Raw genomic sequence first — 22,923 nt, 5'->3', positions numbered from 1 at the left:
CGGCTGTCGCTTTCTCGGCCATCGGCTGTCTCTGACGATCAGGCTCGGGCGGTCACCACGCTCGCCGAGGTCTCCGCGTGGACGCCGTGCCCGTCCGTACAGTGGGCCAGGTTCGCGCGGACGGCCGCGTACAGGGATTGGCGATGGACGGAGATGTGCGGGCCGACCGCCGAGAAGTCGAAGAGGCAGCACAAGGCGTCCGGTCCGCCGGGAATGGTGACCGGCACCGTCCACTCGCGCAGCTCGACCCGGCCGAAGCCCGCCTCCTCCACCAGGGCGGCGACCTCCTCCCCGCTCAGCGACCACGGCTCCTCGAACAACGCGGCCGGTCCGGGGCCGAGCACGGCGCCGACCGCGTCGTGCAGGGCGCGGAAGAGCGGGTTGCGGCGGAGCGGTGACCAGGTGGCGATGGCGATCCGCGCGCCGGGACGGGCGGCCCTGCGCATCTCGGCCACCGCGGCGCGCCGGTCCGGGACGAACTGGAGCGCCTGCTGCATGGTGATCAGGTCGAACGCCTCGTCCGACACGTGCAGGGGAGCCGCGCCGCACTCGACGTACTGGATCGGGGCCCCGCTGACGGGCGGCTCCTCCCGCGCGAGCGCGAGCATGGCCGGGCTCGGGTCGGTGCCGACCACGGCCCCGCCGTCGCCCACGGCCGCCGCCATGACGCGGGCCACCGTGCCCGGCCCGGTGCCGATGTCGAGCGCCCTGGCTCCCTGGGCGGGAGCCAGCTCCTCGACCAGCCGGTACGCCCAGGGCCGGAAGATCCCCGGCACCAGGACCTCCTGGTACGGGCGGACCTGGCGGGTGTCGGCGGCCTCGTACACCGTGCCCGGGGTCTGCTTGCCCGGCCGGGAGCCGCGCGCCTGTTCCAGAGTCGTGGCCAGGACCTCGACCTCGTCGGCCGAGTTGTACAGGTAGAAGGAGGCACGGATGGCCGCCGGGATGCCGAAGCGGCTGCACGCGAGCTGGGCGCAGTGATGGCCCGAACGTACCGCGATCCCCGCCTCGTCCAAGGCCGTGCGCACCTGCTGGAGCGGCATGCCGTCCACGACGAAGGAGAGCAGCGGCAGTCTGTCGCTGGTGTCCGCCGGCCCGATGAACCGGATGCCGGGCACCTCGCCGAGCCGGTCCAGCGCGTACTCGATCAGTGCCTGGTCGTGGGCGGCGACCGCGTCCATCCCGATCTCCGAGAGGAAGTCGCAGGCGGCCCCCAGACCGACCGCCTGCGCCACCGGCGGCGTCCCGGCCTCGAACTTGAGCGGCGGCGCGGCGTAGTGCATGGCGTCCACGCTGACCGTCTCGATCATCTCGCCGCCGCCGAGGAAGGGCGGCAGCGCCGCCAGCAGCTCGTGCCGGCCCCACAGCACGCCGATCCCGGTGGGCCCGCACATCTTGTGCCCGGAGAACGTCACGAAGTCGGCCCCGAGCGCGGCGACGTCCACCCCGAGATGCGGAACCGACTGCGCCGCGTCGACGACCAGCAGGGCGCCGACCTCGGCCGCGCGGGCCGCGATCGGCGCGATGGGGTTCACGGTGCCCAGGATGTTCGAGGCGTGCACGACGGCCACGACCTTGGTCCGCTCCGTGACCAGCTCGGCCAGGCGGGACAGGTCCAGCCGGCCGTCGTCGGTGATGCCCAGATAACTGACCTTCGCTCCCACGCGTTCGGCGAGCAGCCGCCAGGGGATGAGGTTGGAGTGGTGCTCCATCTCGGTCAGGACGATCTCATCGCCGGGACCGACCCGGAGCCGCCCGTCGCCCCACATCAGCGTGTTGGCCAGGAGATTGGTGGCCTCGGTGGCGTTCTTGGTGAAGACGATCTCCTCGGCGCGGGGCGCGTTGACGAAGGCCGCGACCTTGCGCCGGGCCCCTTCGTACAGCTCGGTCGCTTCCACGGCCAGGCGGTAGACGCCACGGTGCACGTTGGCGTTGGCGCGCGTGTAGTAGTGGCTGAGGGCGTCGAGCACCACGGCCGGCTTCTGCGTGGTGGCGGCACTGTCGAGGTAGACGGGTGGACGGGATCCGTCAGCGGCTGTCTCGAAGAACGGGAATGCCTTCCGCGTCGACTCGACGTCGATCGTCATCGTGGTCTCCTCCTGCCGAACGGTGTCGCGGCAGTCTCACCCCGGCCGGGCCGCCCGGATCCAACTGGAGTTGCGCGACGGCATCCCACGATTCTCCGAATGACGATAGCGGCTTTTTCTTCGGCGCCCGATGGCAGAAAGCGGCGGTCATTTATGGCCGTCGATGGCCGTCGAATTCATCGCCTAATCTGACGGCATGGCCAGCGATTTCTTGGTCGACGGCGGCCGGATCATGGCCATGCGCCGCGCACGCGGCCTGTCCCGGCGCATTCTGGCGAATCTCGTGGGCTGCAGCGAGGAATGGCTCCGGCTGGTCGAAAAAGGCGCCAGGCCGCTGGACCGATTATCCACCATCATGCGAATCGCCGACGTACTCCGCGTCAACGACCTTTCCGAACTCATCGGCGGCCACATAACATTGCCGGCCACCGGCGACCACGGCGAATGCGATGACGTCGGCCGGGCGCTGCTGTTCCCCCGGCTGTGCGCCGACGGCGTGACCGAGAGCGTGCACCGCGTCCACCGCCACGTGTCGTCGGCGTGGGAGATCTGGCGGCGCTCGCCCAGGCGCTACACCGAGCTACGCCGTCGCCTGCCCGCCCTCCTCCTGATGGCCGACACGTCGGCGGAGCACGCGAAGGCCGAGGACCGGCAGGCCGCCGCCGCCGACCTCACCGACGTCTACCGGCTGTTCGCGACGCTGCTGCGCGGCTGCGGCCACCACCCGCTCGCCCTGCTGGCCGCCGACCGCGCCGTGGCCGCCGCCCCCGCCGCCCTGCGGGCGCTCACCCGGGCCGAACTGGCCGAAGTCCTCATCCACCTGGGCCGGTACGCCGACGCCCGCCGCTTGTGCCTGGCCGCGACCGAGCTCACGGACGACCCGTCGACCATCGGCACCTGCTACCTGACGGCGGCGCTGGCCACCGCCGAGGAGAACGACCTCCTCCGGACCGAGGAACTCCTGAACCGCGCCCGCAAGCTCGGCGGGCAGCTCGATGTGGATTTCATGACCGAGGTGGACCTGCACGCGGTGGTGGTGGCGGCACGCATGGGACGCTACCGGCAGGCCATCCGGCTGGCGGCGGACGTCGACGCCGACCGCTTGTACGCGAAGGACCGGCAGGCCCGCTATTTCCTGTCCCTGGCCACGGCCCACGCCATGGACCGCAACCCGGAAGCCGCCACCGCCATGCTCAGGAAGGTGGCGGAGAACTGCCCCGAGGAGCTCAAGTACAGCCCTCAGGCCGGCCGGGTGGTGGACCAACTCCGGCGGCTGGACTGCGAGACGACCCGCGGCGAGCTACGGCAGATCGCCCGGCTCACCGCATGATCCTCCATAACCGTTCCTTCTCATAAGGAGACGTACTATCTCTTGGACTTCTGATTCCTTCTGTCGGAGGCTGGAGACATAAGCCACCTACCTGAGGAATCCCAGATGACGACCTTCGTACTTGTCCCCGGCGCCTGCCACGGCGCGTGGTGTTTCGAACCGCTGGCGCGCCGGCTCCGGCAGCACGGCCACGAGGCGTACCCGATCACGCTGACCGGGCTGGGGGCCAGGAAGCACCTGCTCAACGCCTCGGTCAACCTCGACACGCACGTCGCGGACGTGGTGAATCTCCTGGCGGACGAGCAGATCACCGACGTCGTGCTGGTGGGGCACAGCTATGGCGGAATGGTGATCACCGGTGCCGCCGACCGTGTCCCCGAGCGGGTCGACGGTCTGGTCTATGTCGACGCCTTCGTACCCGAGGACGGGGACTCCTGCTGGACCTTGGCCACGGACGACCAGCGACACTGGTACATCGGCGACGCCCACGCGAACGGCTACGCGACCGCGCCGCTGCCCTTCTTCGATCCGCGGGCCACGCCGCACCCGCTGGCCTCCCTCATCCAGTCGATCCGTCTGCGCGGCGGGCTCGACCGGTTCCGGAGCAAGGACTATGTGTACGCGGCCGAGGGCGAGGGGGAGTCGGCCTTCAAGCCGGCCTACGAGCGGGCGCTGGCCGATCCGTCGTGGCGCGCGCATGCCCTCGCGTCCAGGCACAACGTGATGCGGGACGCGCCCGACGAGCTGCTGAAGATCCTCCTGGCCACGAGCGCCTAGTCCCGCCGCGCATCATCGCGTCACCCGGTAGGCAGCGTTGGTCCACCGCCGGTCTGGGCGGGTTTGCCGTGGTGCGGTGGTGGTTCCGGCTCCGGCGCAGGTGGGAGCGGGAGCGGTTCGTCCCGGAAGAGTTCGGGCACCGATCGGTACAGGATCGCCGCGATCGGCACGGCCACGATCGCGCCCGCGATCCCCGCCAGGATGCCGCCGACGGAGAGCACGATGATGATCGCCAGCGGGTGGAAATGGAGCGCCCGGCCGACGATCAGCGGCTGCAGGACGTGGTTCTCCAACTGCTGCTCGACGACCAGGATGCCGACGAAGATGAGCGCGTAGATCGGACCCTTCGCACCGAGCGTGACCAGCGTCGCGACGGCTCCGGCGAAGAAGATGCCGACGATCGGGATGAAACTGGCCAGGAAGATCAGTACGGCCAGCGCCGCCCAGAGCGGGACGCCCATGATCGCGAGCACGATGCCCATGAGGATGCCGTGCACCGCCGCCACGGCCACGGTGCCCTGTACGTAGTGCGAGAGCGTGACCCAGGCCGTGCGCCCGGCGCGATCGACCCGTGGCGCGACCGTACCGAACCCCTTGAGGAACCACGCCCAGATCCGGTCCCCGTCCTTGAGCAGGAAGAACGTAACGAAGAGCAGCAGGACGGTCGCGGCCAGCGCTTCGAGCAGCACGACGGTGCCCGCGAGCACGGTCGAGGTGATCTGCCGCTGCTGTTCGGTGACCAGGTTGGCGATGTCGTCGACCCAGTTGCTGAGCTGGTTCGGCTTCACGTGCAGCGGGCCCGTGTAGAGCCAGCCCTCCATCGTCTTGGCGGTCTGCTGCACCTGTTTCACCAGGCCGGGAAACTCCTCGTTGGCCCGTACGCCGATGACCCAGCCCGTCCCGGCCACCACGGCGAACGCGACGAGCATGGTGATCCACGTGGCGTAGATCGGCCGCAGCCCCATCGCGCGCAGCCGCCTGGTGAGGGGGAACAGCAACGCGGTCAGCAGCAGCGCGACCGCGACCGGCAGGGCGATGAGGTGCATCAGCACCACGATGTTGACTATGTAGTTGGCCACGAAGCCGATGAGGATCAAGCAGGCGCTCCAGGCGGCCAGCTTGGCCAACGTGGGTGGCACCAGCCCCCAGAGGGGTCCCCGATCCGGCTTCACGTCTTCCAGACTCTCACCTCCGCTCCTGATAGGCACGGATCCCGGCCGCCCAGTAAGGTGCGGCCAGGATGATTCGACGCACGCCCGGGTAGAGGCTCAGCTTGAAGATCGAGCGGTTTTGGACGGTACGGTGAGCAAGCTCGGACGGTTGCCGGCGGCTTGGGCTCGGGCGCGAAGTCGTCATGGCTGGCTGGATCATCTGGTCCGGGCCCTGATCCGCTATGACAAGGTGGACGGCGGCCGGCTGTCGGCCGCGCTCACGTACTACTCCTTCTTCGCCACCTTCGCGCTCGCGCTGCTGGGGTTCGCCATTCTCGGCCGGTACCTGGACTATCCGCCGGTGCTGATCGCGGTGCAGCACTATCTGAGCGAGAACTTCCCGCGGCTAAACGTGCAGGCGCTGATCGACGCGCGGGCGACGGCGGGAGCGGTGGCCTTCGTCGCGCTGCCGTTGACGGGCCTGTTCTGGATGGACGCCCTGCGCTCGGCCAGCAGGGCGATCTGGCGCATCGAGGAGTATCCGGGGAGGTTCATCCTGCGCCAGCTCATCGACCTGTGCGTGGTGGCCGGGCTCGGTGTGCTGCTCTTCCTGTCGATCGCCCTCGCCTTCGCCGCCGAATGGCTGCTGAGCTGGCTGGCCGTCCACACGGTGGGGACGGACGCCGACTGGGCCCAGTGGGCGCTGTCGGCGGCCGCGTTCGTCATCGGTCTCGGCATCAACACCCTGCTGGCCATGGCGTTGCTGACCGCCCCGCCCCGGCTGCACCTGCCGCTGCGCAGGGTGATCGGCCCGGCGCTCGTCATCATGATCGGCCTGGAGATCCTCAAGACCCTCGGGCAGGTCTACCTCAACCTCACCGCGGCCAACCCCGCCTATCAGGTGGTCGCCGGAGCAGTGGGGATGCTGGTGTTTCTCAAGTTGCTCAATCAGCTCATCCTGTTCGCCGTCGCTCTGGCGGCCACCAGCACCACCGGCCAGGTCAAGGACCTGACCACCGGCGCTCCTCCGCTCAGAAAGTCGCCGAAGGTCCCTCTTCAGTGACGGACGGTGGGAAAACTGTCCGTTTCCTCGGCCTCGCCAGGGGGAGAGACTGGTGACCAAGGCGGAATGACGGAGGTAGAACCGATGCGCTTAGCGTCTGTAGTGGTGATCCTTTGGCTGATCGTCGGTGCCTTCGCGGCGGGCCAGCGCGACTACTACTCGGGACCGGTCGACAACTGCAACAAGCTGGCCACCATCGCCGTGACGATCGTGGCCGGTCCGCTGAACTATCTCGGCATGAACCCGAAGATCGCCTGCCAGACACCCCAGCCCAGCAAGTGACACCCGGGTCAGACTCGGCGGTTGGCGTCCTCCAGGTAGTGCAGGACGGCGGTGACGCGCCGGTCCGCCCGGTCGGTGGGCGCCAGGTCGAGCTTGGCGAAGATGCTGCGGATGTGCTTGTGCACGGCGCCGTCGGTGACGAAGAGCCGCTCGGCGATGGCGGCGTTGCCCAGACCTTCGGCCATCAGGGCCAGCACGTCGCGTTCGCGCGGGCTGAGGCGCTCCAGCCGGGTGTCGGGCCGGGTGCGTACGAGCAGCTGCGCGACGACATCCGGATCGATGGCCGTGCCCCCGTCCGCCACCCGATGCAGCGCGGTCAGGAACTCGTCCACCCGCCCGACCCGCTCCTTCAGCAGGTACCCGAGGCGGGAGCTGCCATGGGAGAGCAGCTCGGTGGCGAACGCCTGCTCGACATAGGCGGACAGCACGAGCACGGCCAGGTCCGGCTGGCGGCGCCGGGCCTCGACGGCCGCGACGATCCCCTCGTCGGTGTGGGTCGGCGGCATCCGTACGTCGACGATCGCCACGTCCGGCTTGTGGGCCCCGACGGCGTCCAGGAAGCCGCTGGGGTCGCCGGCGGTGGCCACGACGTCGATGCCCTCGGCGCGGAGCAGCAGCGCGAGCCCTTCGCGCAGGAGCGGATCGTCCTCGGCGATCACGATCCGCATGGCAGGCTCACGGTCACGGTGGTGGGCCCACCGGGCGGGCTGGTCAGCATGAATGTCCCATCGTGTGCTTCGGTACGGCGGCGGATGCCGACGAACCCGGTCCCGTCGCGTTCGTCCGCCCCGCCCTGGCCGTCGTCGGTGATCCGCAGGTGGAGCCGGTCGTCCCGGAGACGGGCCAGGACGTCGGCGCGACTGGCACGGCTGTGCTTGGCGATGTTCGTGAGCGTCTCGGCCACCACGAAGTAGGCCGTCGCCTCGACCGAGGAGGCGCACCGGACGGGCAGGTCGGCGTCGATCCGGCAGGGCACCGGGCAGGCCGTGGCCAGACCGGTGAGCGCGTCCGAGAGGCTCCGGTCGGTCAGCACCGGCGGCAGGATACTGCGGACGACCCCGCGGAGCTCGGCGAGTGCCTGCTCGGCGGCGTCCTGCGCGCGTTCGAGAATGGCCTCGGCGCTGGCCGGGTCGCGCGTCAGAGCCCGGCGGGCCGCGCCGAGCAGGACGTTGACGGCGACGATCCGGTTCTGCGTCCCGTCGTGCAGCGACCGCTCGATGCGCCGCAGCTCGGCGGAGTGCGCGTCGAGCGCGGCGGCGCGGGTCGCGGTGAGTTGTACGACGCGCAGTGCGAGGTCGGTGCCGGAGACGGGCGCCAGGAGCCGTCGGCCGGGCCAGGCCTGCAGCCGCGCCATTCCCGGGATGATCGTGGCGGTGATGATGATCCAGCCGATGCCCAGCAAGGAGACGGCGAGGGCGCTGGGCCAGCCCTGCACGGTCCAGAGCCCGCTGGCCGACGTGGCCGCCACGTCCGGTGGCAGCAGCCGCCAGTACAACGGGAAGGGGATGTCACGCACCGCGTAGAGGGGCAGCGAGAGACCGATCGCACCGACAAACAGCCCGAAGACGGCATGCGTCGCCACCCAGCCCACTTCCCCGCGTACGGCCGAGTCCGCGAGGGCGGCGCGCAGCCCGTGCGGTATCGGCTCCGGGCCGACGACCTCCGGACCCCAGCGGGAGAGCCGCCCGCGTTCCCGATCGGCGACGACACGCACCACGCGCAGCGTGACGGGCGCCAGCAGCAGGCCCACGCCGACGAGGCTGGTGATCGCGGTGGCGATCACCAGCGCGAAGGCGATCAGCGCCAGGAACGAGGTGCCGAACCCGCCGACGAGGTGTTCGAGCGCGTCCAGGACGACTCGGGCACGGGCGAGGGCGAGGGCGTCCCAGCGGGCCGCCCGCCGGCCGGTCGTGGGGTCGTCGGTCGGCATGCGGCACCTCCTTGGCCCGGGAGATCGCCCGGCGGCGCCTCCTCAGCCCAGGACAATAGGGCATCACTTGGGCGGTCGGCAGATCATCGGCCGAGGAGTACAGCCTGCTGTACCCGGCTTGTCCCGTTGATGGGATCGTCGTCAGTGGTGATCGTCCGTAGCTTCGATGGGTGACAGCCCATCGAGTGAGGAGCACCTCATGTCCGACATCCTGAACGTCTCCGAGGCAGCCCGTCCGGCACAGTCCGCCGACGCTCGGCGCGGGATGTTCCGTCCCGTGCTGTGGCTCCTGCTCGCGATCAGTGCCGTCCTCAACATAGTGACCTCGAACATCGGCTCCAACATCTTCGTCGGCATCGGATTCGGGCTCGTCACCATCGCGTGCGCCGTCGCCCTGGCCGTCCACCACTACCGCCATCGGCGCCCCTGAGCCCATCTCAGGGCAGTGAGGCGGGCAGCCCGAAGGGCGTGAAGTGCTCGGCGCCGATGAACGAGGTGACCTCGCGGATGCGCTCGCCGCGCAGGGTCAGCACGTTGATCGACCAGGCGAGGTGCGCGCCGGCGCCCTGGCTCCGGAGGTAGCAGGCCACGGCGGGCTGGCCGTTCGCGGTGACCGGCAGGTGCCGCCAGCTGCCGCAGGCGGTCAGCGGGACCCGCCTGGCGAAGTCGGCGACGGCCGCCAGGCCGTGATACCAGTGCGGCAGCGGCGGCATCGACCAGGTGACGTCCTCGGTCAGGAGCGCGACCAGGGCGTTGGCGTCGCCGCGTTCGAGCGCGGTGGAGTAACCGGCGACGATCTCCCGCACCCTGGCGTCGTCGATCTGGCGCAACGTCCGCTGCTGGGTGGGAGCGGGCACCTTCTCCGCGACGATCTTGCGGGCTCGGGCCAGGGCGGAGTTCACCGACGTGGTGGAGGTGTTCATCGTGGTGGCGATCTCGGCGGCGGAGAACCCGAGGACCTCGAAGAGCAGCAGCGCCGCGCGCTGGTTGCCCGGCAGGTGCTGCATGGCGGCGACGAAGGCGAGTTCGACGGCCTCGCGCTGCTCGTAGCGCGCGGCCGGTCCGCCCGCGCCGAGAGCCGCGTCGGGATAGGGGCCCAGCCAGGCGACGTCGGCCAGCGGGGCGTCGCCGAGCACGGCGCGATCACTGGACGGGCCGAGATCCATCGGCAGGGCTCGCCTACCCCTGGATTCGATGCTATCCAGGCAGGTGTGGGTGGCCACGGTGTACAGCCACGAGCGCAGCGAGCTGCGGCCCTCGAAACGCGCGAGCCCCCGCCACGCCCGCAGCAGGGCGTCCTGGAGGGCGTCGTCGGCGTCGTGGGTGGAGCCGAGCATGCGGTAGCAGTGGGCGTGCAGCTCCCGGCGCAACGGCTCCACGAGCCGGTTGAACGCGGCATCGTCCCCGGCCCGCGCCCGGACCAGGTCTTCGGCACCCTCCGCCGACGTGTCCGCTGTTGTGGCGGAAAAGACTTCGCTCACAAGCGACGATTCTGCCCCATCACCGGAGTCACCTCTTGGACCGACCACCAACCTCCAGACCAGGAGAACTCCGATGCACAACACCCTTGAGGTCCCTGACGCCCGCCTGTACTACGAGGTACGGGGCGAGGGCCCCCTGGTGGTGCTCGTCGGTGCCCCGATGAACGCCGACTCCTTCGCCCCGGTGGCCGAGCTGCTGGCCACCGACCACACCGTGCTCACCACCGACCCGCGCGGCATCAACCGCAGCCCCCTCCACGACCCCGAACAGGACTCGACCCCGCAGCTGCGCGCCGACGACCTGTCCCGGCTCCTGACCCACCTCGACGCCGGCCCGGCCGCGATCTTCGGCTCCAGCGGCGGCGCCGTCACCGCGCTGGCGTTCGCCGAGGCCCACCCTGAGCAGGCCCACACCGTCATCGCCCACGAAGCCCCGGTGGTCGACCCGCTGGAGGACCGCGAGCAGCTCTACGCCGGGACCGACGACCAGATCGCCACCTACCTCGCGGGCGATGTCACAGGGGCCTGGCGGAAGTTCATGGCTCAGGCCGACATCGTCATGCCGGACGGCGCGATCGAGATGATGTTCGGCGGGGAACGCGACCCGCGCCAGGTCGCGGACGAACGCCGCTGGTTCGCCCACGAGATGCGCGACACCGTCCGCTGGCGGCCCGATTTCGCCGCTCTGCGCGCGGCGAGTACCCGCGTCGTGATCGGCATCGGCGAGGACTCGGCCGGCCAGCTCTGCGACCGCACGTCGATCGCGCTCGCCGCGGCACTCGGCATCGAGCCGACGATGTTCCCCGGCGGTCACATCGGCTTCGTCGACGACCCGAAGTCCTTCGTCGCCCGGCTGCACGCGGTCCTGTACGAGAGCTGATCGGGCGGCGTCAGCGCGTACCGGTGATCAGAGCGAGGGCCACGGCCAGCAGCGCGATCACCGGAGCCGCCGCGGGGAGCAGGTGCAGGCTCACCGTGGCGGCGGCCGCGCCGAGCGCCAGGGCGAAGAGCACGGCCACCAGCTCGGGAATGTGCGGCTGCCCGTCCTCGGGAGTGAGGAGGCGGGAGAACGAGCTGGTCAGCGCGCCGGTGATGAACGTCGTCGAGCCGATGAAGGTCCGCAGACGATGGGTCACCGCGCTCTGGACGCCCATGGCGAGGGCGGCGGTCGCGATCAGCGGGAGGCGCGGGCCGGACAGGGCCCAGGCGATGGCCAGCGCGATCAGCAGGCCCAGCTCGGCGGCCAAGGCCAGCCTGATCCGGGCGGCCCAGCCGGTGGCCTCCCCGGTGAACCGGAACGCGGCGACCAGGCCACAGGTGAAGGCGATCAGCGCCACCAGCGAGCCCAGGGCCTCGGAGAGGCGGCCACGGCCGGCTGACACGCCGAGCAGGACCAGGTTGCCGGTCATGTTCGAGGTGAAGACCTGGCCCAGGGCGAGGAAGGTGAAGGCGTCCATGGAGCCCGAGGCCAGCGCCAGGCTCAGGATGGGCAGGCGGTTGGTGGCCGACATCCCCTCATGGTCGGCCGCCCGTGCGGCCTGCGGGGGGAGGCGCGCTGCGCACGGCTACAGGACGACGTGGTGGGCGGGTGCAGCCCGGCGGGGTGGGCAGGCGCGTTGGGCGGTTACGGGACGGCGGGGTGGGCCGGTGGCGGTCAGGCGGCCGCCAGCCGAATCAGAAGCCAGGTCAGCGGCCGGGTCAGCGGCCAGGTCAGAAGCCAGGGAAGATCCGTCGCAGGTCGTCCAAGGTGAGGCTGTCGCTCGTGAGGGTCACGACGCTCGGCGTGTGCTCGGGAGAGTGGCGGCCGGTGGTGAGACGCAGCCACCACTCGGCCGGCGCGCTGAGGACGGCGTCGGGCTGAGCCGGCTCGTCGGTGAGGCTGACCGCGTCACCCACGGCGAGCCCGAAGGAGCGCTCGGGCGAGGTGGTCCGGATGGCCACGCCGACCTGGCGGCCGGCGAGGGCGTCGGCCTTGCCGATGAAGTGGATGAGCATGCCCACCTGGTCGAGCAGCAGTTCGGCCGCGGCGGGGGCCAGGGTCGCCGCCGGGTCGAAGGCGACCTCGACGTCCCACGAGTGATGGGCGAACTCGCTGAGCCGCAGCCCCGCCGCGGTCGCGACGTCCACGGGGACCGGCAGGAAGCCGAGTTTGATCCGCAGCTCCTCGCGTGTCTGCGCGTCAAGGCTCTCGTAGCGGCTGACCAGCGCCTCGTCGGCGGTCAGGAAGCCCTCGGCCCGCTCGGCCGGGGACATCGCGTCCCAGCGGGCCCAGACCGACTTGTTGAAGTCTCCGTCTGGGCCGGCGGTGCCGCTCAGCGTGGCCTCCAGACCGGCCAGGTTGATCTCGGCGCCGCTGCCCAGGTGGCTGAGCACCTGGGACACGTCCCACTCCGACGCGCCGGACGGCCGGGTGAGGTCGTCGGCCGCGAGGCCGCGGACAAGGGTGGCCAGGTGATCGTGGCCGCTGCGCAGCGCGTCGATGATCTGGTCGGCACGATCGGTCATGTTCGTCTCCAGAGTGGGGACGCGGAGATGTCTACGGTCCGCCGCGTTGCGAATTTTGTTGACGGGTCAAGCATACGTCCGGCGAGGGAGAGTATCTGTCGGCGCCCTGGCCACCAGCGATCCGAAGGCGCCGACGAGGCTCATGCGGATGTGTCCCGGGGCTGGAGGGAGTCGAACACGGTCATTCCCGAGGCCGGGTCGAGATCGGTCTGCGTCACCTCGGTCAGCCGGGCCATGGTCATGTAGAAGCCGATCGCCAGGATCGCCTCGACGATCTCCCGCTCCGAGAAGTGTCGTCGAACCTCCGTGAACACGCTGTCCTCGACCCGGACGTCCTCGATCACCTGCTTCCCGAACGCGAGCAGCGCGCGCTCCGCGTTGTCGAAGACCTCGTCGTCGAAGGCATTATCGGCGAGGTTCCCCTGCTCGATCGCGTCGATCTGCGCTTGCGGAACGCCGACCCCCAGGGCGATCGGCACGTGTTGCCGCCATTCGTAGGTGCCGCCCTCGATCCGCGCGACGAGCAGAATCAGCAGCTCGCGTCGCCGATGCCCGAGATCAAGACTGCTGAGGATGGCCGTGCCCAGCCGCACCTGCGGGAGCACACACGACTCCGCGTGCGCCAGCATGCGGAAGATGTTGAGCTTGACCGGTAGGGCCGCGAGTACTTTGGCCGCGTCCCCGGTCGCGTCGTCAGGATGGATGAGGGTCAATCTCGCCATCGATACCTCCGGCTGTGTCGCCGTTAGCTGGGTGGACAGGAGCGGTCGTCAGGTGACCGAGCGCCTGAGAGTCTCATCCCAGCAACGGCCTCATCAACCGGGTTCCGCGACCTCCTGGAGCGGGAGGTGACACGCGGCCAGGTGCGGCGGGTCGTCACCGTACAGCTCCAGCGGCGGCACCACCTGGGCGCAGACGTCCTCAGCCTTCCAGCAGCGCGTACGGAACCGGCATCCCGACGGCGGGTCGAGCGGAGAGGGCACCTCGCCCTGCAGCAGGATCCGCTCCCGCCGAACCCCCGCGGTGACGTCGAGGACCGGCGCCGCGGACATGAGCGCGGCGGTGTACGGATGGCGCGGCTGGTCGAACACCTGCTTGGTCGGCCCCGTCTCGACAATCTTGCCGAGGTACATGACCGAGACACGGTCGGCGACGTGGCGGACGACGGACAGGTCATGGGAGATGAACACGTACGATACGCCCAGCCGGGCCTGCAGGTCGGTGAGCAGGTTGAGCACCTGCGCCTGGACCGACAGGTCGAGCGCCGACACCGGTTCGTCGCACACGATGACGTCCGGTTCGAGGGCGAGCGCGCGGGCGATCCCCAGGCGCTGGCGCTGGCCGCCGGAGAACTCCTGCGGGTAACGGCGGGCGTCGCTCGCCCGCAGCCCCACCATCTCCAGGAGTTCGGCCACCCGCTTCCCGCGCTCCTTCACCGGCACCAGGTCACGGTGCGTCCGCCAGGGCTCGCCGACGATGTCCTCGGCGCACAGCCGGGCGTTCAGTGACGCGAACGGGTCCTGGAACACCATCTGCACCCGGCGCCGCCACTTCAGCAGCTCCTTGCCGCGCAGCGCGAACGGGTCCGTACCCTCGAACCTGACATGGCCCTGGTCCGGGCGCTCCAGCATGAGCAGCACCCGGGCGAGCGTCGACTTGCCGCAGCCGGACTCCCCGACCAGGCCCAGCGTCTCGCCGCGGGCCAGCCGCAGGTCGACGCCGTCCAGTGCGCGCAGCCGGTTGCTGCCGGAGGCGCCGCGAGCGACGTGGAAGGTCTTGCTCACCCCTGCCACGTCCAGCAGGGGCGCCTCCATGTCGGATGTGTCAGTCATCGGGCAGCTCCTTCCAGTGATGACACGCGGACAGGCGACCGGGTCCGGCCTCGACGAGGACGGGACGCTCCGCCGCGCACACGTCGCTCGCCATCGGGCAGCGCGCGCGGAAGGCGCAGCCCGAGGGAACCGAGTGCAGGTCGGGCGGGCTGCCCGGGATGGACTTCAGGGTGACGCCGCGCGCCACCTCGGCCGGCACCGAGTCGAGCAGCCCGCGCGTGTACGGGTGGCGCGGCCGGGCGAACACGTCCGCCACCCGGCCGGTCTCGACGATGTTTCCCGCGTACATGACGGCCACGTGGTCGGCCTGCTCGGCCACCACCGCGAGGTCGTGGGTGATGAGGATCAGCGCCGTCTGCTGCTCGGTGCGCAGCTCGCGCAGCAGCTCCATGATCTGGGCCTGCACAGTGACGTCGAGGGCGGTGGTGGGTTCGTCGGCGAGCAGCACCTTGGGGTGCAGGGCCATCGCCAGCGCGATGAGCAGCCGCTGACGCATGCCGCCGGAGAACTGGTGCGGGTAGGCGCTCACCCGGGCACCGGCCTCGGGGATGCCGACCCGTTCCATCAGCTCGACGGCCCGCTTGCGCGCATCGCGGCGGGAGAGACGCTGGTGGATCCTGAACGGCTCGGCCAGCTGGGCGCCGACCGTCTGTACGGGGTTCAGCGCGGTGAGCGCGTCCTGGAACACGATGGACAGGCCGGGCCCGGCCAGCCGCCTGCGCTGTGCCGGCGGCAGGGTGAGGATGTCGGTGCCGTCCAGGCGTATGGCGCCGCCCGCTACGTGCGCCACCGGGTCGAGCAGACCGACGATGGCCTGTGCCGTCATGCTCTTGCCGCAGCCCGACTCGCCCAGGAGCGCCAGTGTCTCACCGGAGCGGACGGAGAAGCTGACCTCGCGTACGGCGCGTACCGTCCCGGAGGGGGTCCGGATGTCGACCGCCAGCCGGTCCACTTCCAGTACCGGAGACTCGCTCATGGCCGCACCTCCTTGTTCTTGCGGCGGGAGTTCTCGCGGCGAGAGCGGGGCAGGGTGAGCCGCCACCGCTGGCCGGGGTCCATGGCCAGGCGCGCCCAGGACGCGAGGATGGTCGCCGAGACGGTCGTCACCACGATGGCGACTCCGGGGAAGACGGCGATCCACCAGGCGCTCTGCAGTACCTGCCGCCCTTGGGCGACCATCAGGCCCCAGCTCATGTCCGGCGGCTGGATGCCGATGCCCAGGAAGCTCAGCGACGATTCGGTCAGCATCACGAAACAGAAGTCCAGGGTCGCGACGGTGAACAGGGTGGGCAGCACGGTCGGCGCCACGTGCCTGCCGATGATCGCCCAGCTCTTGGTGCCGAACGTCCGCGCCGCGTCCACGAACAGCCGGCTCTGCAACTCGGCGGACTCCGCCCGCGCGGCCCGCAGGTAGACCGGGATGCGGGCGATGGCCAGGACCAGGACGATGTTCCCGGCGCTGGGGGAGAAGACGTACAGCACGACCACGGCCAGCAGCAGCGAGGGGAAGCTGAGGATGACGTCGGCCACGCGCATGGAGACGTTCTCCCGCCAGCCTCGGTGGTAGCCCGCCCACATGCCCCACACCGACCCGACGACCAGGGAGATCACCACGGCCGGGATGGCGACGGAGAGCGTCGTACGGCTGGCCACGATGAGCCGGGCGAGCAGGCTGCGGCCGAGCGAGTCGCTGCCGAGCACGAACGCGAAGCCGTCGTCGAGGCTGAACGGCGGCCGGTTGACCGCCCGCAGGTTCTGCTTCACGGCCAGGTCGCCGAGCAGGATCGGCCCCACGATGGCGCCGACGGCCACGATCACCAGGATCACCACCGCCAGGCAGGCGAACCGATCCCGCGCCAGCAGCCGCCACCAGGTGATCCGCCGAGCGGCGGGAGGAGCCTCCACGAGGCTGGTCATGCCGTCACCCCCTGACGGACTCGGGAGTCCAGGAGCGCGTAACAGGCGTCGATGACGATGTTCAGCGCGAAGATGGTGATCGCGGTCACCAGGACCGCGGCCTGCAGCACCGCGAAGTCGCGCTGCAGGATCGAGGTGATCATCAGCTTGCCGATGCCCGGCCAGCCGAAGATGGTCTCGACGACCACGGCCCCGTTGACCAGCCCGACCGCCAGGTCACCGGCCACGGTGAGCGCGGGGGGCGCGGCGTTGCGCAGCGCGTGGCCGAAGACCACCCGCAGCTCGCTCGCGCCCTTGCTCCGGGCCACCTTGATGTACGGCGCCGACAGCGCCGTGACCATCGCCCCGCGCACCACCTGCACCAGCACGCCGAACGGCCGGATCAGCAGGGTGAGCACCGGCAGCACCCACGCCGCCGCGCCCTCGGTGCCTGAGGTGGGCAGCCAGCCGAGAGCCACGGAGAAGACCAGGACGCCCATGATGGCGAACCAGAAGTCCGGCATGCTGGCCGCGGTCGTCGAGGTGAAGCTGGCGACCCGGTCGGCCAGGGAGTTCGGGCGGTAGGCCGCCCAGCTCCCGACGACGACCGCGCCGAGGATCGCCAGGATCATCGTGGCGCCCGCCAGCTGCAGCGTCGCGGGGAAGGCCCGCAGCACCGCGTTGGCGGCGGGCTCGGCGGTCCGCAGCGACTCGCCGAAGTCCAGCCGGACCACCTGAGCCAGGTAGTCACCGAACTGGACGAGCAGCGGCTGGTCGAACCCGTGCCGGGCGGCGAACTCCGCCCGCATCTCAGCGGTGGCGCTGAGCGGCAGGTAGAGGTTCGCCGGGTCGCCGGTCAGGCGGGCCAGGTAGAACACGCCGAGGACCACCACGACCAGCGGTATCGCACTGGAGGTGACGCGATGCCGCAGGAAGGTCAGCACACCTGCTCCTTTCAGCCGGCCGGGTGCAGCTCGGCGAGGCGCATCTCGTCGTTCGTGGCGGCGTTGGGCTTGTAGGTGACCTTCTTCGACAGGGCGAGGATGCCGGTCATGTGCGCCAGGACGGCGTCGCGTACGACGTCCTTGTTCTGGTAATCGAGCGCCTTGGCGAACGCCGTCTGGCGCTCCTCGCCCGAGGCCTGCTCGCCGGCGGTGATCAGGTCGTCCAGTTCGGGGGTGCCGAAGCTGCTCTGCGCGCCCTTGGTGCCGTAGATCTGGCCCATGGTGAAGGCCGCGTCACCGGCCTGGTTGCCGTGCTGGGCCTGCAGCAGGGTGGGGCCGGCGTCCTTGGGGAAGGGGCGCAGCAGGTACTCCAGCCAGGCGTTCACGTCGAGCATCTGGATCTTGACCGAGAGCCCGGCCTCGGTGAGCGAGTTCTGCACGACCTCCATCGCCTCGGCGGCCTTGGGGTAGATCCCGTTCCGTCCGATGATCGTGATGGGGGTGTCCGTGGCGACGCCGGCCGCCTTGGCGTCCGCGATCAGCTTCTTGGCCTGCGCCATGTCGTACGGCCAGGGCTGGATGGCCGGGCTGTGACCGGTCACGCCTTCGGGGACGAGCTGGCCCGCAGGCTTGCCGAGCCCGGCGAAGACCGAGGCGACGAGCCCGTCCTTGTCGATGGCGTAGTTGATCGCCTGGCGCACGCGAAGGTCGTTGAGCGGCGGCTTGGCGGCGTCGATGCGCAGGTAGGAGGTCTCGTTGTTGGGGAACTGCACGGCCGAGTCGCCGGCGCCGTCCTCGGGGGCGAGGCCGACGGCGATGTCCGCCTCGTCGCTCTTGATCATGGCCGCGCGGATGCTGCCCTCACCACGCCAGACGTACTCGGCCGCGGCGAAGTCCGGCGCCTTGCCCCAGTATCCGGGGAAGCGCTCCAGGCGCAGGCTGCGGCCGGCGTCCCACTTGGCGATCTTGTACGGGCCGGTGCCGACGGGCTCCCGGACCTTGCCGGTGGCGTTCGTGGTGGTCGGCACGATCTCGACGAAGGACAGCCGCAGCGGGAGGATCGGGTCCGGCTTGGCCGTCTTCACCTTGAGGGTCACGTCGTCCGCGGCCGTCACCGTGAGCTTGATGCCGCCGAAGACGTACCCGTTGACGTTGCAGTCGACCTTGGAGCCGAGCGTGCGCTCGATGGAGAAGGCGGCCGCCTTGGCGTCGAACGGGGTGCCGTCGTGGAACTTCACGCCCTTGCGCAGGGTGAAGGTCCACTCGGTGGGCGAGTCCTGCTTCCACTCCGTGGACAGCGCCGGCTGGAGCTGCCCGGAGCTCGGGTCACGCTCCGTCAGAGCCTCGGTGATGTTGGCCCGGGTGACGCGTCCGGTCGCGGTGAGAGAGGCGTCGCACGGCTCCAGCGTGGGCGGCTCCTCGGGCAGCACGATGCGGACGGTGCTCGCCGCCGCGCCGCCGCCGGCCGACGGCTCCGGGCCGCTGTTCGCGACCGAGCAGGCGCCGACAGACAGCAGGGTGCCCAGCGCCAAGAGGGCAGAGGCTGCCTGACGGGGGTTGGGGGGGTTGATCATAATTCCTCCGAAATCGCCTGCTCCTGATGCCGGGCAGGCCACGTGCTATGCGACAGGTGCCGCGCTGAGGGCGGAAAGGCCGCGGTCGATGATGCGGGCGAGCTGCTCGCGGTGCTCCGGGGTGACCTGCGCCAGTGGCGAGCGGACGGGTCCGGCGGAGCGGCCGCGGATGTCCAGCCCGGCCTTGACGAGGGAGACGGCGTAGCCGGGCGTCGTGTTGCGCAGTGCGGCGAGGGGGGCGTAGAACTCGCGCAGCAGGAGGTCCTGGGTCGCCTCGTCGCCCTTCTCGAACGCCTGGAAGAACGCGACGGCGACCTCCGGGAGGAAGGCCAGCACCGCCGAGGAGTAGGCGCGGGCGCCGAGTCCGACGTAGGAGCGGGCGAAGATCTCGGCCGTCGGCATGCCGTTCAGCAGGGGCAGCCGTCCGCCGGTGGCGGTCTGGATGAGCTGGAGCAGCTCCATGTCGCCGTGCCCGTCCTTCAGCGCGACGATGTTGTCCACCTCGGCGAGCTCGGCCACCGCCTCCGGGGAGAACAGCGCCGTACCGCGCTGGTAGAGGATCACGTCCAGATCCGTGGCGGCGGCCACCTCCCGGTAGTGCGCCACGAGCCCGGCCGGCGGCCCGACCTGCAAATACGGCGGGAGCGCCAGCAGGGCGTCGGCCCCGGCGGCCTGCGCGGCGCGGGCGAACTCGGCGGCCGTCCGCGTGCCGCCGCCGACCCCGGCGAGCACCGGGACCGTTCCCGCGACGTGCTCCACGGCGGCCTTGACCACCGCCTGGTGCTCCGTGGCCGTCAACGACGCCATCTCCCCGGTCCCGCAGGCGACGAAGATCGCGCTGGGCCGCGCGGCGAGCACGTCGGTGAGATGAGCCTTGAGCCCGGACAGATCCACGTCCCCCGACTCCGTGAACGGTGTGACGGGGAAGGCGAGCAAGCCTGAGAGAGAAGCGGCGACTCGCGTGACTGCGGGGGACATCAACAGCAACCTCTTGTCTACATATGGAGACAGCATCTATATTTGTAGCCGAGACATTAAGTGGGTGTTTCACCAAACGTCAAGAGGTGGTCGATGACGCAATACGCCCCGGACTCGTTACCTCAATCCGCCGAGACCGGGGGAGGCGTCCGCAGCGTCAAATCGGCCGAGCGGACCATCGCGGTGCTCGAACACCTCAGCTCAGCCCCGAAGGCGTGCTCACTGCGCGAGCTGACCAGCGCGCTGGGCCTGCCGCGGGCGAGCGGCTACGCGCTGCTCACCACACTGGTGAGCACGGGCTGGGTGGAGGCCGACGGTGGCGGCCGCTACCGGCTCGGCATCCGCGCGCTGCGGGCCGGGATGTCGTACATCGAGCGGGACGACCTCGTCCAGCGGGCCCGTCCGGTGATGAACGACCTGAACGACGAGCTCGGCGAGACCGTCCACCTGGCCCGTCTCGACGGCGTGGAGATCGTCTACCTGGCCACCAACATCTCCAAGCACTCCCTGGCCGTAGTCACCCGCCCCGGCCGGCGGCTGCCGTGCTGGGCCACCGGTCTCGGCAAGGCGATCCTCGCCGGGCGCCCCTGGGACGAGGTCGACGAACTCCTGCCGGTCACCCTGGAGCCCCGCACCGTCCACACCTTCACCGACCGAGTGGCACTGCGCGCCGAACTCGAGGAGATCCGGCGCCGCGGCCACGCCGTCGACGAGCAGGAATCGACCCTCGGGCTGCGCTGCTTCGCCGTCTCCCTGGACCTGGGACGCGTCCCGAACGAGGCGCTCAGCTGCTCCGTCCCCCTCGTCCGCCTCGATCCCGAACGCGAGGAGGCGATCGTGGCCGCACTGCTCCGGGCTCGGGCCCGCATCATCCGCTGATCATCCGAGGGCTGAGCGGACGCCTAATCCACCCGCTGGGTCGTCTGGTCCACTCGCTCGGCGGCCCGGAGCACGGCGACGCCCGAAGGCGGCAGGGTGACGGTCCCGACGCTCTCGTCCGACGGAGCCAGGGCGTCGGTCCACTCGCCGCCGAGGGCGATGTCGTGCTTGTCGCCGGTGTGGTTCAGCAGGATCAGGAAGCGGCGGCCGACTCCGGCCCGGACGCTCGCCTGAACCCCTACGGGCAGCCCCTCGACGACCGGGGTCACTCCCGCTTCGGCGAGTGCCCGGCCGAGGACCGCCCGCATGGTGACCGCGTCGAGCCGGGTCGAGAGGTAGCGGGCGATCCCCGCGCCGAACTCGTGCCTGGTCACGGCCGGGCGCCCGGCCCAGTCGGCGGAGTCGAAGACGAGCTCGGGCTCGGCGCCGGCCAGATGAAGGTCCTCCCGCCACAGGTCGGCGACCCCTTCGAGGTGCGAAAGCACCCCGTGACCGCGTACGGGGAACCGCTCGTGCTCGGCCGCCGGGCAGAACTCCTCGACCCGGACCCCGAGGACCTCGCGCAGCGGCGCGGGGTAGCCGCCCAGGTGGACCCGGTCATGCTCGTCCACGATCCCGCTGAAGAAGGAGACGGCCAGGGCGCCGCCGCCGGACACGTACGACGAGACGCGTTGTGCGTCCGCGCTCGACAGGAGGTACAGATTCGGCACCACGACGAGCGCGTAGCCGGTCAGCTCGGCCGAGGGCGGCACCACGTCCACGCCGACCCCGAGGTCGAACAGCGGGCCGTAATGGTCCAGCAGGCGCTCCTCCTGCCGTACGCCGTCCGAGGGGTGGGAGTCGAGCTCGAGGGCCCACCAGCTGTTCCAGTCGAGCAGGATCGCCACCTGGTTGCGGACCCGCGTGCCCGGCAGGTCGGGCACCGAGGCCAGCTCCCGGCCGAGCGCGGTGATCTCGCGGAAGACCCGGCTGTCGGCCCCCGCGTGCGGCACCATGCCCGAGTGGAACTTCTCGGCGCCGCCGCGTGACTGCCGCCACTGGAAGTACAGGATCGCGTCGGCGCCCTGCGCGACGGCCTGCCAGCTCCACAGCCGCATCTGGCCGGGCTGCTTGATCGCGTTCCTGCCCCGCCAGTTGACCGCGCTCGGCGCCTGCTCCATCAGGATCCACGGCTGCCCGCCGCCGGCGCCGCGCATCGTGTCGTACAGCAGGCCCGGGGCCAGATGCGGCCGCTCGTCGTGGGGGTCGGGGTAGGAGTCGACCGACACGACGTCCAGCCGCGGTGCCCAGTCGAAGACGTCCACGGCCTTCAGGCCGCCCAGGAAGTTCGTGGTGATCGGCACCTCGGGAGTGACCCGCCGCAGGATGCCCGCCTCCAGGTCGAAGCAGTCGCGCAGCGCCTCGTTGCCGAAGCGCAGGTAGTCGAGCTGCTGGGCCGGATTGGGGTACGTCGGAGCCGCGCGGGGCGGCTGGACGTGGTCGAAGGAGGCGTACCGCTGCGACCAGAAGTCCGTCGACCAGGCGTCGTTCAGCGCCTCCAGGTCGTCGCCGTAGCGCTCGCGCAGCCAGCGGCGGAAATCGGCCGCCGACACCTCGCAGTAACAGGCGGCGATGTGGCAGCCGTACTCGTTGCCGATGTGCCACAGCCCGAGTGCCGGATGGTCGCGATAATGCGTGGCCAGCCGCTCCACCAGGAGCGCCGCCCGTTCCCGGTAGACCGGGCTGGAGGGACAGAAGTGCTGCCGCCCGCCGGGGCCCAGCACGGTCCCGTCCGCGGTGACCGGCAGGATCTCCGGGTGCTCGTGGACGAGCCAGGGCGGCGGGGACGCCGTCATGGTGGCGAGGTCGACGGTGATCCCGTGCGCGTGCAGGTCATCCAGGACCTGGTCGAACAGGGAGAAGTCGTACGCTCCGCGCGCGGGCTCCACGCGCGCCCAGCCGAACACCCCGACGGTGACGAGGTTGACCCGGGCCTCGGCCATGAGGCGCAGGTCCTCCGCCCTGGTCGCGGCCGGCCACTGCTCGGGGTTGTAGTCGCCGCCGAAGGCCACGCCGCCGAGCCGGCGCCACAACCGGTCGCCCGGGGACGGGGCGCCGGTGGTCCCGGAGCCCGGCCTGACATCGTGAGGTACGGCGTTCATCGTCGGCGCGGCGGCCTCGGCGGGCGAGGACCGTCGCTCCTCCCTTCTTGGGCGGGGCGTGCTGCGGCGGGTG

Annotated in this window: 22 protein-coding genes; 7 read left to right on the top strand and 15 right to left on the bottom strand. The window is 70.7% G+C overall.

From position 1 onward, the window contains the following. Positions 1–38: 38 nt before the first annotated feature. Positions 39–2,087 (bottom strand): SufS family cysteine desulfurase, encoded by a 2,049-nt coding sequence (locus tag AB0J16_RS00690; protein ID WP_358532868.1) that lies wholly within the window; start codon positions 2,085–2,087, stop codon positions 39–41. Positions 2,088–2,283: 196 nt separating this feature from the next. Between AB0J16_RS00690 and AB0J16_RS00685 the strand changes: the two genes are divergently transcribed. Together AB0J16_RS00685 and AB0J16_RS00680 are read left to right on the top strand one after the other, a co-directional pair. After that, positions 2,284–3,417, top strand: coding sequence for a helix-turn-helix domain-containing protein (locus AB0J16_RS00685; protein WP_358532865.1), 1,134 nt, complete (start codon positions 2,284–2,286; stop codon positions 3,415–3,417). Between the two features lie 105 nt (positions 3,418–3,522). Then, the gene (locus AB0J16_RS00680; RefSeq protein ID WP_358532862.1) at positions 3,523–4,194 is read left to right on the top strand and encodes an alpha/beta hydrolase; all 672 of its coding nucleotides are present in this window, start codon (positions 3,523–3,525) and stop codon (positions 4,192–4,194) included. Between the two features lie 20 nt (positions 4,195–4,214). On the opposite strand, the gene AB0J16_RS00675 is transcribed toward AB0J16_RS00680, so the two are convergent. After that, complete coding sequence (locus tag AB0J16_RS00675; RefSeq protein ID WP_358532859.1) at positions 4,215–5,366, bottom strand: AI-2E family transporter; 1,152 nt, start codon at positions 5,364–5,366, stop codon at positions 4,215–4,217. Between the two features lie 130 nt (positions 5,367–5,496). Here AB0J16_RS00675 and AB0J16_RS00670 point away from each other — a divergent pair, with 130 nt between their 5' ends. Beyond that, positions 5,497–6,408 (top strand): YihY/virulence factor BrkB family protein, encoded by a 912-nt coding sequence (locus AB0J16_RS00670; RefSeq protein WP_358532856.1) that lies wholly within the window; start codon positions 5,497–5,499, stop codon positions 6,406–6,408. Between the two features lie 105 nt (positions 6,409–6,513). Then, positions 6,514–6,690: a hypothetical protein gene (locus AB0J16_RS00665; RefSeq protein ID WP_357652507.1), complete on the top strand. Its 177-nt coding sequence runs from the start codon at positions 6,514–6,516 to the stop codon at positions 6,688–6,690. A gap of 8 nt (positions 6,691–6,698) precedes the next feature. Here the strand turns inward: AB0J16_RS00665 and AB0J16_RS00660 are convergent, their stop codons facing one another. Further along, the gene (locus tag AB0J16_RS00660) at positions 6,699–7,358 is read right to left on the bottom strand and encodes a response regulator transcription factor (protein ID WP_358532853.1); all 660 of its coding nucleotides are present in this window, start codon (positions 7,356–7,358) and stop codon (positions 6,699–6,701) included. Then, positions 7,346–8,620 (bottom strand): sensor domain-containing protein, encoded by a 1,275-nt coding sequence (locus AB0J16_RS00655; RefSeq protein WP_358532850.1) that lies wholly within the window; start codon positions 8,618–8,620, stop codon positions 7,346–7,348. The genes AB0J16_RS00660 and AB0J16_RS00655 overlap by 13 nt, the downstream gene beginning before the upstream one ends. Before the next feature lie 199 nt (positions 8,621–8,819). Here AB0J16_RS00655 and AB0J16_RS00650 point away from each other — a divergent pair, with 199 nt between their 5' ends. Continuing rightward, positions 8,820–9,050 carry a hypothetical protein gene (locus tag AB0J16_RS00650; RefSeq protein ID WP_358532847.1) on the top strand — a complete coding sequence of 77 codons (231 nt, stop codon included), beginning with the start codon at positions 8,820–8,822 and terminating at the stop codon, positions 9,048–9,050. A gap of 7 nt (positions 9,051–9,057) precedes the next feature. On the opposite strand, the gene AB0J16_RS00645 is transcribed toward AB0J16_RS00650, so the two are convergent. Then, on the bottom strand, positions 9,058–10,101 hold the full coding sequence (locus AB0J16_RS00645) for a sigma-70 family RNA polymerase sigma factor (protein ID WP_358532844.1): 1,044 nt from the start codon (positions 10,099–10,101) through the stop codon (positions 9,058–9,060). Positions 10,102–10,174: 73 nt separating this feature from the next. On the opposite strand from AB0J16_RS00645, the gene AB0J16_RS00640 reads away from it, so the two are divergent. Further along, a complete protein-coding gene (locus tag AB0J16_RS00640; protein ID WP_358532841.1) occupies positions 10,175–10,981 on the top strand; it encodes an alpha/beta hydrolase in 807 nt (268 codons plus the stop codon). Positions 10,982–10,991: 10 nt separating this feature from the next. Here AB0J16_RS00640 and AB0J16_RS00635 read toward each other — a convergent pair whose 3' ends face one another. The 9 genes from AB0J16_RS00635 to AB0J16_RS00595 all read right to left on the bottom strand — a co-directional run bounded on the left by AB0J16_RS00635 (position 10,992) and on the right by AB0J16_RS00595 (position 19,830). Next, a complete protein-coding gene (locus AB0J16_RS00635; RefSeq protein WP_358532838.1) occupies positions 10,992–11,612 on the bottom strand; it encodes a YoaK family protein in 621 nt (206 codons plus the stop codon). A gap of 199 nt (positions 11,613–11,811) precedes the next feature. Continuing rightward, positions 11,812–12,606, bottom strand: a complete 795-nt coding sequence (locus AB0J16_RS00630) for a maleylpyruvate isomerase family mycothiol-dependent enzyme (RefSeq protein ID WP_358532835.1) — start codon at positions 12,604–12,606, stop codon at positions 11,812–11,814. 140 nt (positions 12,607–12,746) lie between these two features. Further along, entirely contained in the window at positions 12,747–13,328 is a 582-nt protein-coding gene (locus tag AB0J16_RS00625; RefSeq protein WP_358532832.1) for a carboxymuconolactone decarboxylase family protein, read from the bottom strand. A gap of 93 nt (positions 13,329–13,421) precedes the next feature. Next, positions 13,422–14,438 carry an oligopeptide/dipeptide ABC transporter ATP-binding protein gene (locus AB0J16_RS00620; protein WP_358532829.1) on the bottom strand — a complete coding sequence of 339 codons (1,017 nt, stop codon included), beginning with the start codon at positions 14,436–14,438 and terminating at the stop codon, positions 13,422–13,424. Further along, positions 14,431–15,414, bottom strand: coding sequence for an ABC transporter ATP-binding protein (locus tag AB0J16_RS00615; RefSeq protein ID WP_358532826.1), 984 nt, complete (start codon positions 15,412–15,414; stop codon positions 14,431–14,433). The genes AB0J16_RS00620 and AB0J16_RS00615 overlap by 8 nt, the downstream gene beginning before the upstream one ends. Then, on the bottom strand, positions 15,411–16,355 hold the full coding sequence (locus tag AB0J16_RS00610) for an ABC transporter permease (protein ID WP_358532823.1): 945 nt from the start codon (positions 16,353–16,355) through the stop codon (positions 15,411–15,413). The genes AB0J16_RS00615 and AB0J16_RS00610 overlap by 4 nt, the downstream gene beginning before the upstream one ends. Continuing rightward, positions 16,352–17,278: an ABC transporter permease gene (locus AB0J16_RS00605; protein WP_358532820.1), complete on the bottom strand. Its 927-nt coding sequence runs from the start codon at positions 17,276–17,278 to the stop codon at positions 16,352–16,354. The genes AB0J16_RS00610 and AB0J16_RS00605 overlap by 4 nt, the downstream gene beginning before the upstream one ends. An 11-nt stretch (positions 17,279–17,289) precedes the next feature. Beyond that, positions 17,290–18,810, bottom strand: coding sequence for an ABC transporter substrate-binding protein (locus AB0J16_RS00600; protein WP_358532817.1), 1,521 nt, complete (start codon positions 18,808–18,810; stop codon positions 17,290–17,292). 87 nt (positions 18,811–18,897) lie between these two features. Continuing rightward, positions 18,898–19,830 carry a 5-dehydro-4-deoxyglucarate dehydratase gene (locus tag AB0J16_RS00595; protein WP_358532814.1) on the bottom strand — a complete coding sequence of 311 codons (933 nt, stop codon included), beginning with the start codon at positions 19,828–19,830 and terminating at the stop codon, positions 18,898–18,900. A gap of 93 nt (positions 19,831–19,923) precedes the next feature. Between AB0J16_RS00595 and AB0J16_RS00590 the strand changes: the two genes are divergently transcribed. Then, positions 19,924–20,709: an IclR family transcriptional regulator gene (locus AB0J16_RS00590; RefSeq protein ID WP_358532811.1), complete on the top strand. Its 786-nt coding sequence runs from the start codon at positions 19,924–19,926 to the stop codon at positions 20,707–20,709. Between the two features lie 23 nt (positions 20,710–20,732). Here AB0J16_RS00590 and AB0J16_RS00585 read toward each other — a convergent pair whose 3' ends face one another. Next, complete coding sequence (locus tag AB0J16_RS00585) at positions 20,733–22,850, bottom strand: beta-galactosidase (RefSeq protein ID WP_358532808.1); 2,118 nt, start codon at positions 22,848–22,850, stop codon at positions 20,733–20,735. Between the last annotated feature and the right edge of the window lie 73 nt (positions 22,851–22,923).

Source organism: Nonomuraea sp. NPDC049750, from assembly GCF_040659625.1.
Lineage (GTDB): Bacteria > Actinomycetota > Actinomycetes > Streptosporangiales > Streptosporangiaceae > Nonomuraea.
Note: the sequence above shows the minus strand (reverse complement) of the source record. Positions and strands in the feature narration are given on the sequence as shown.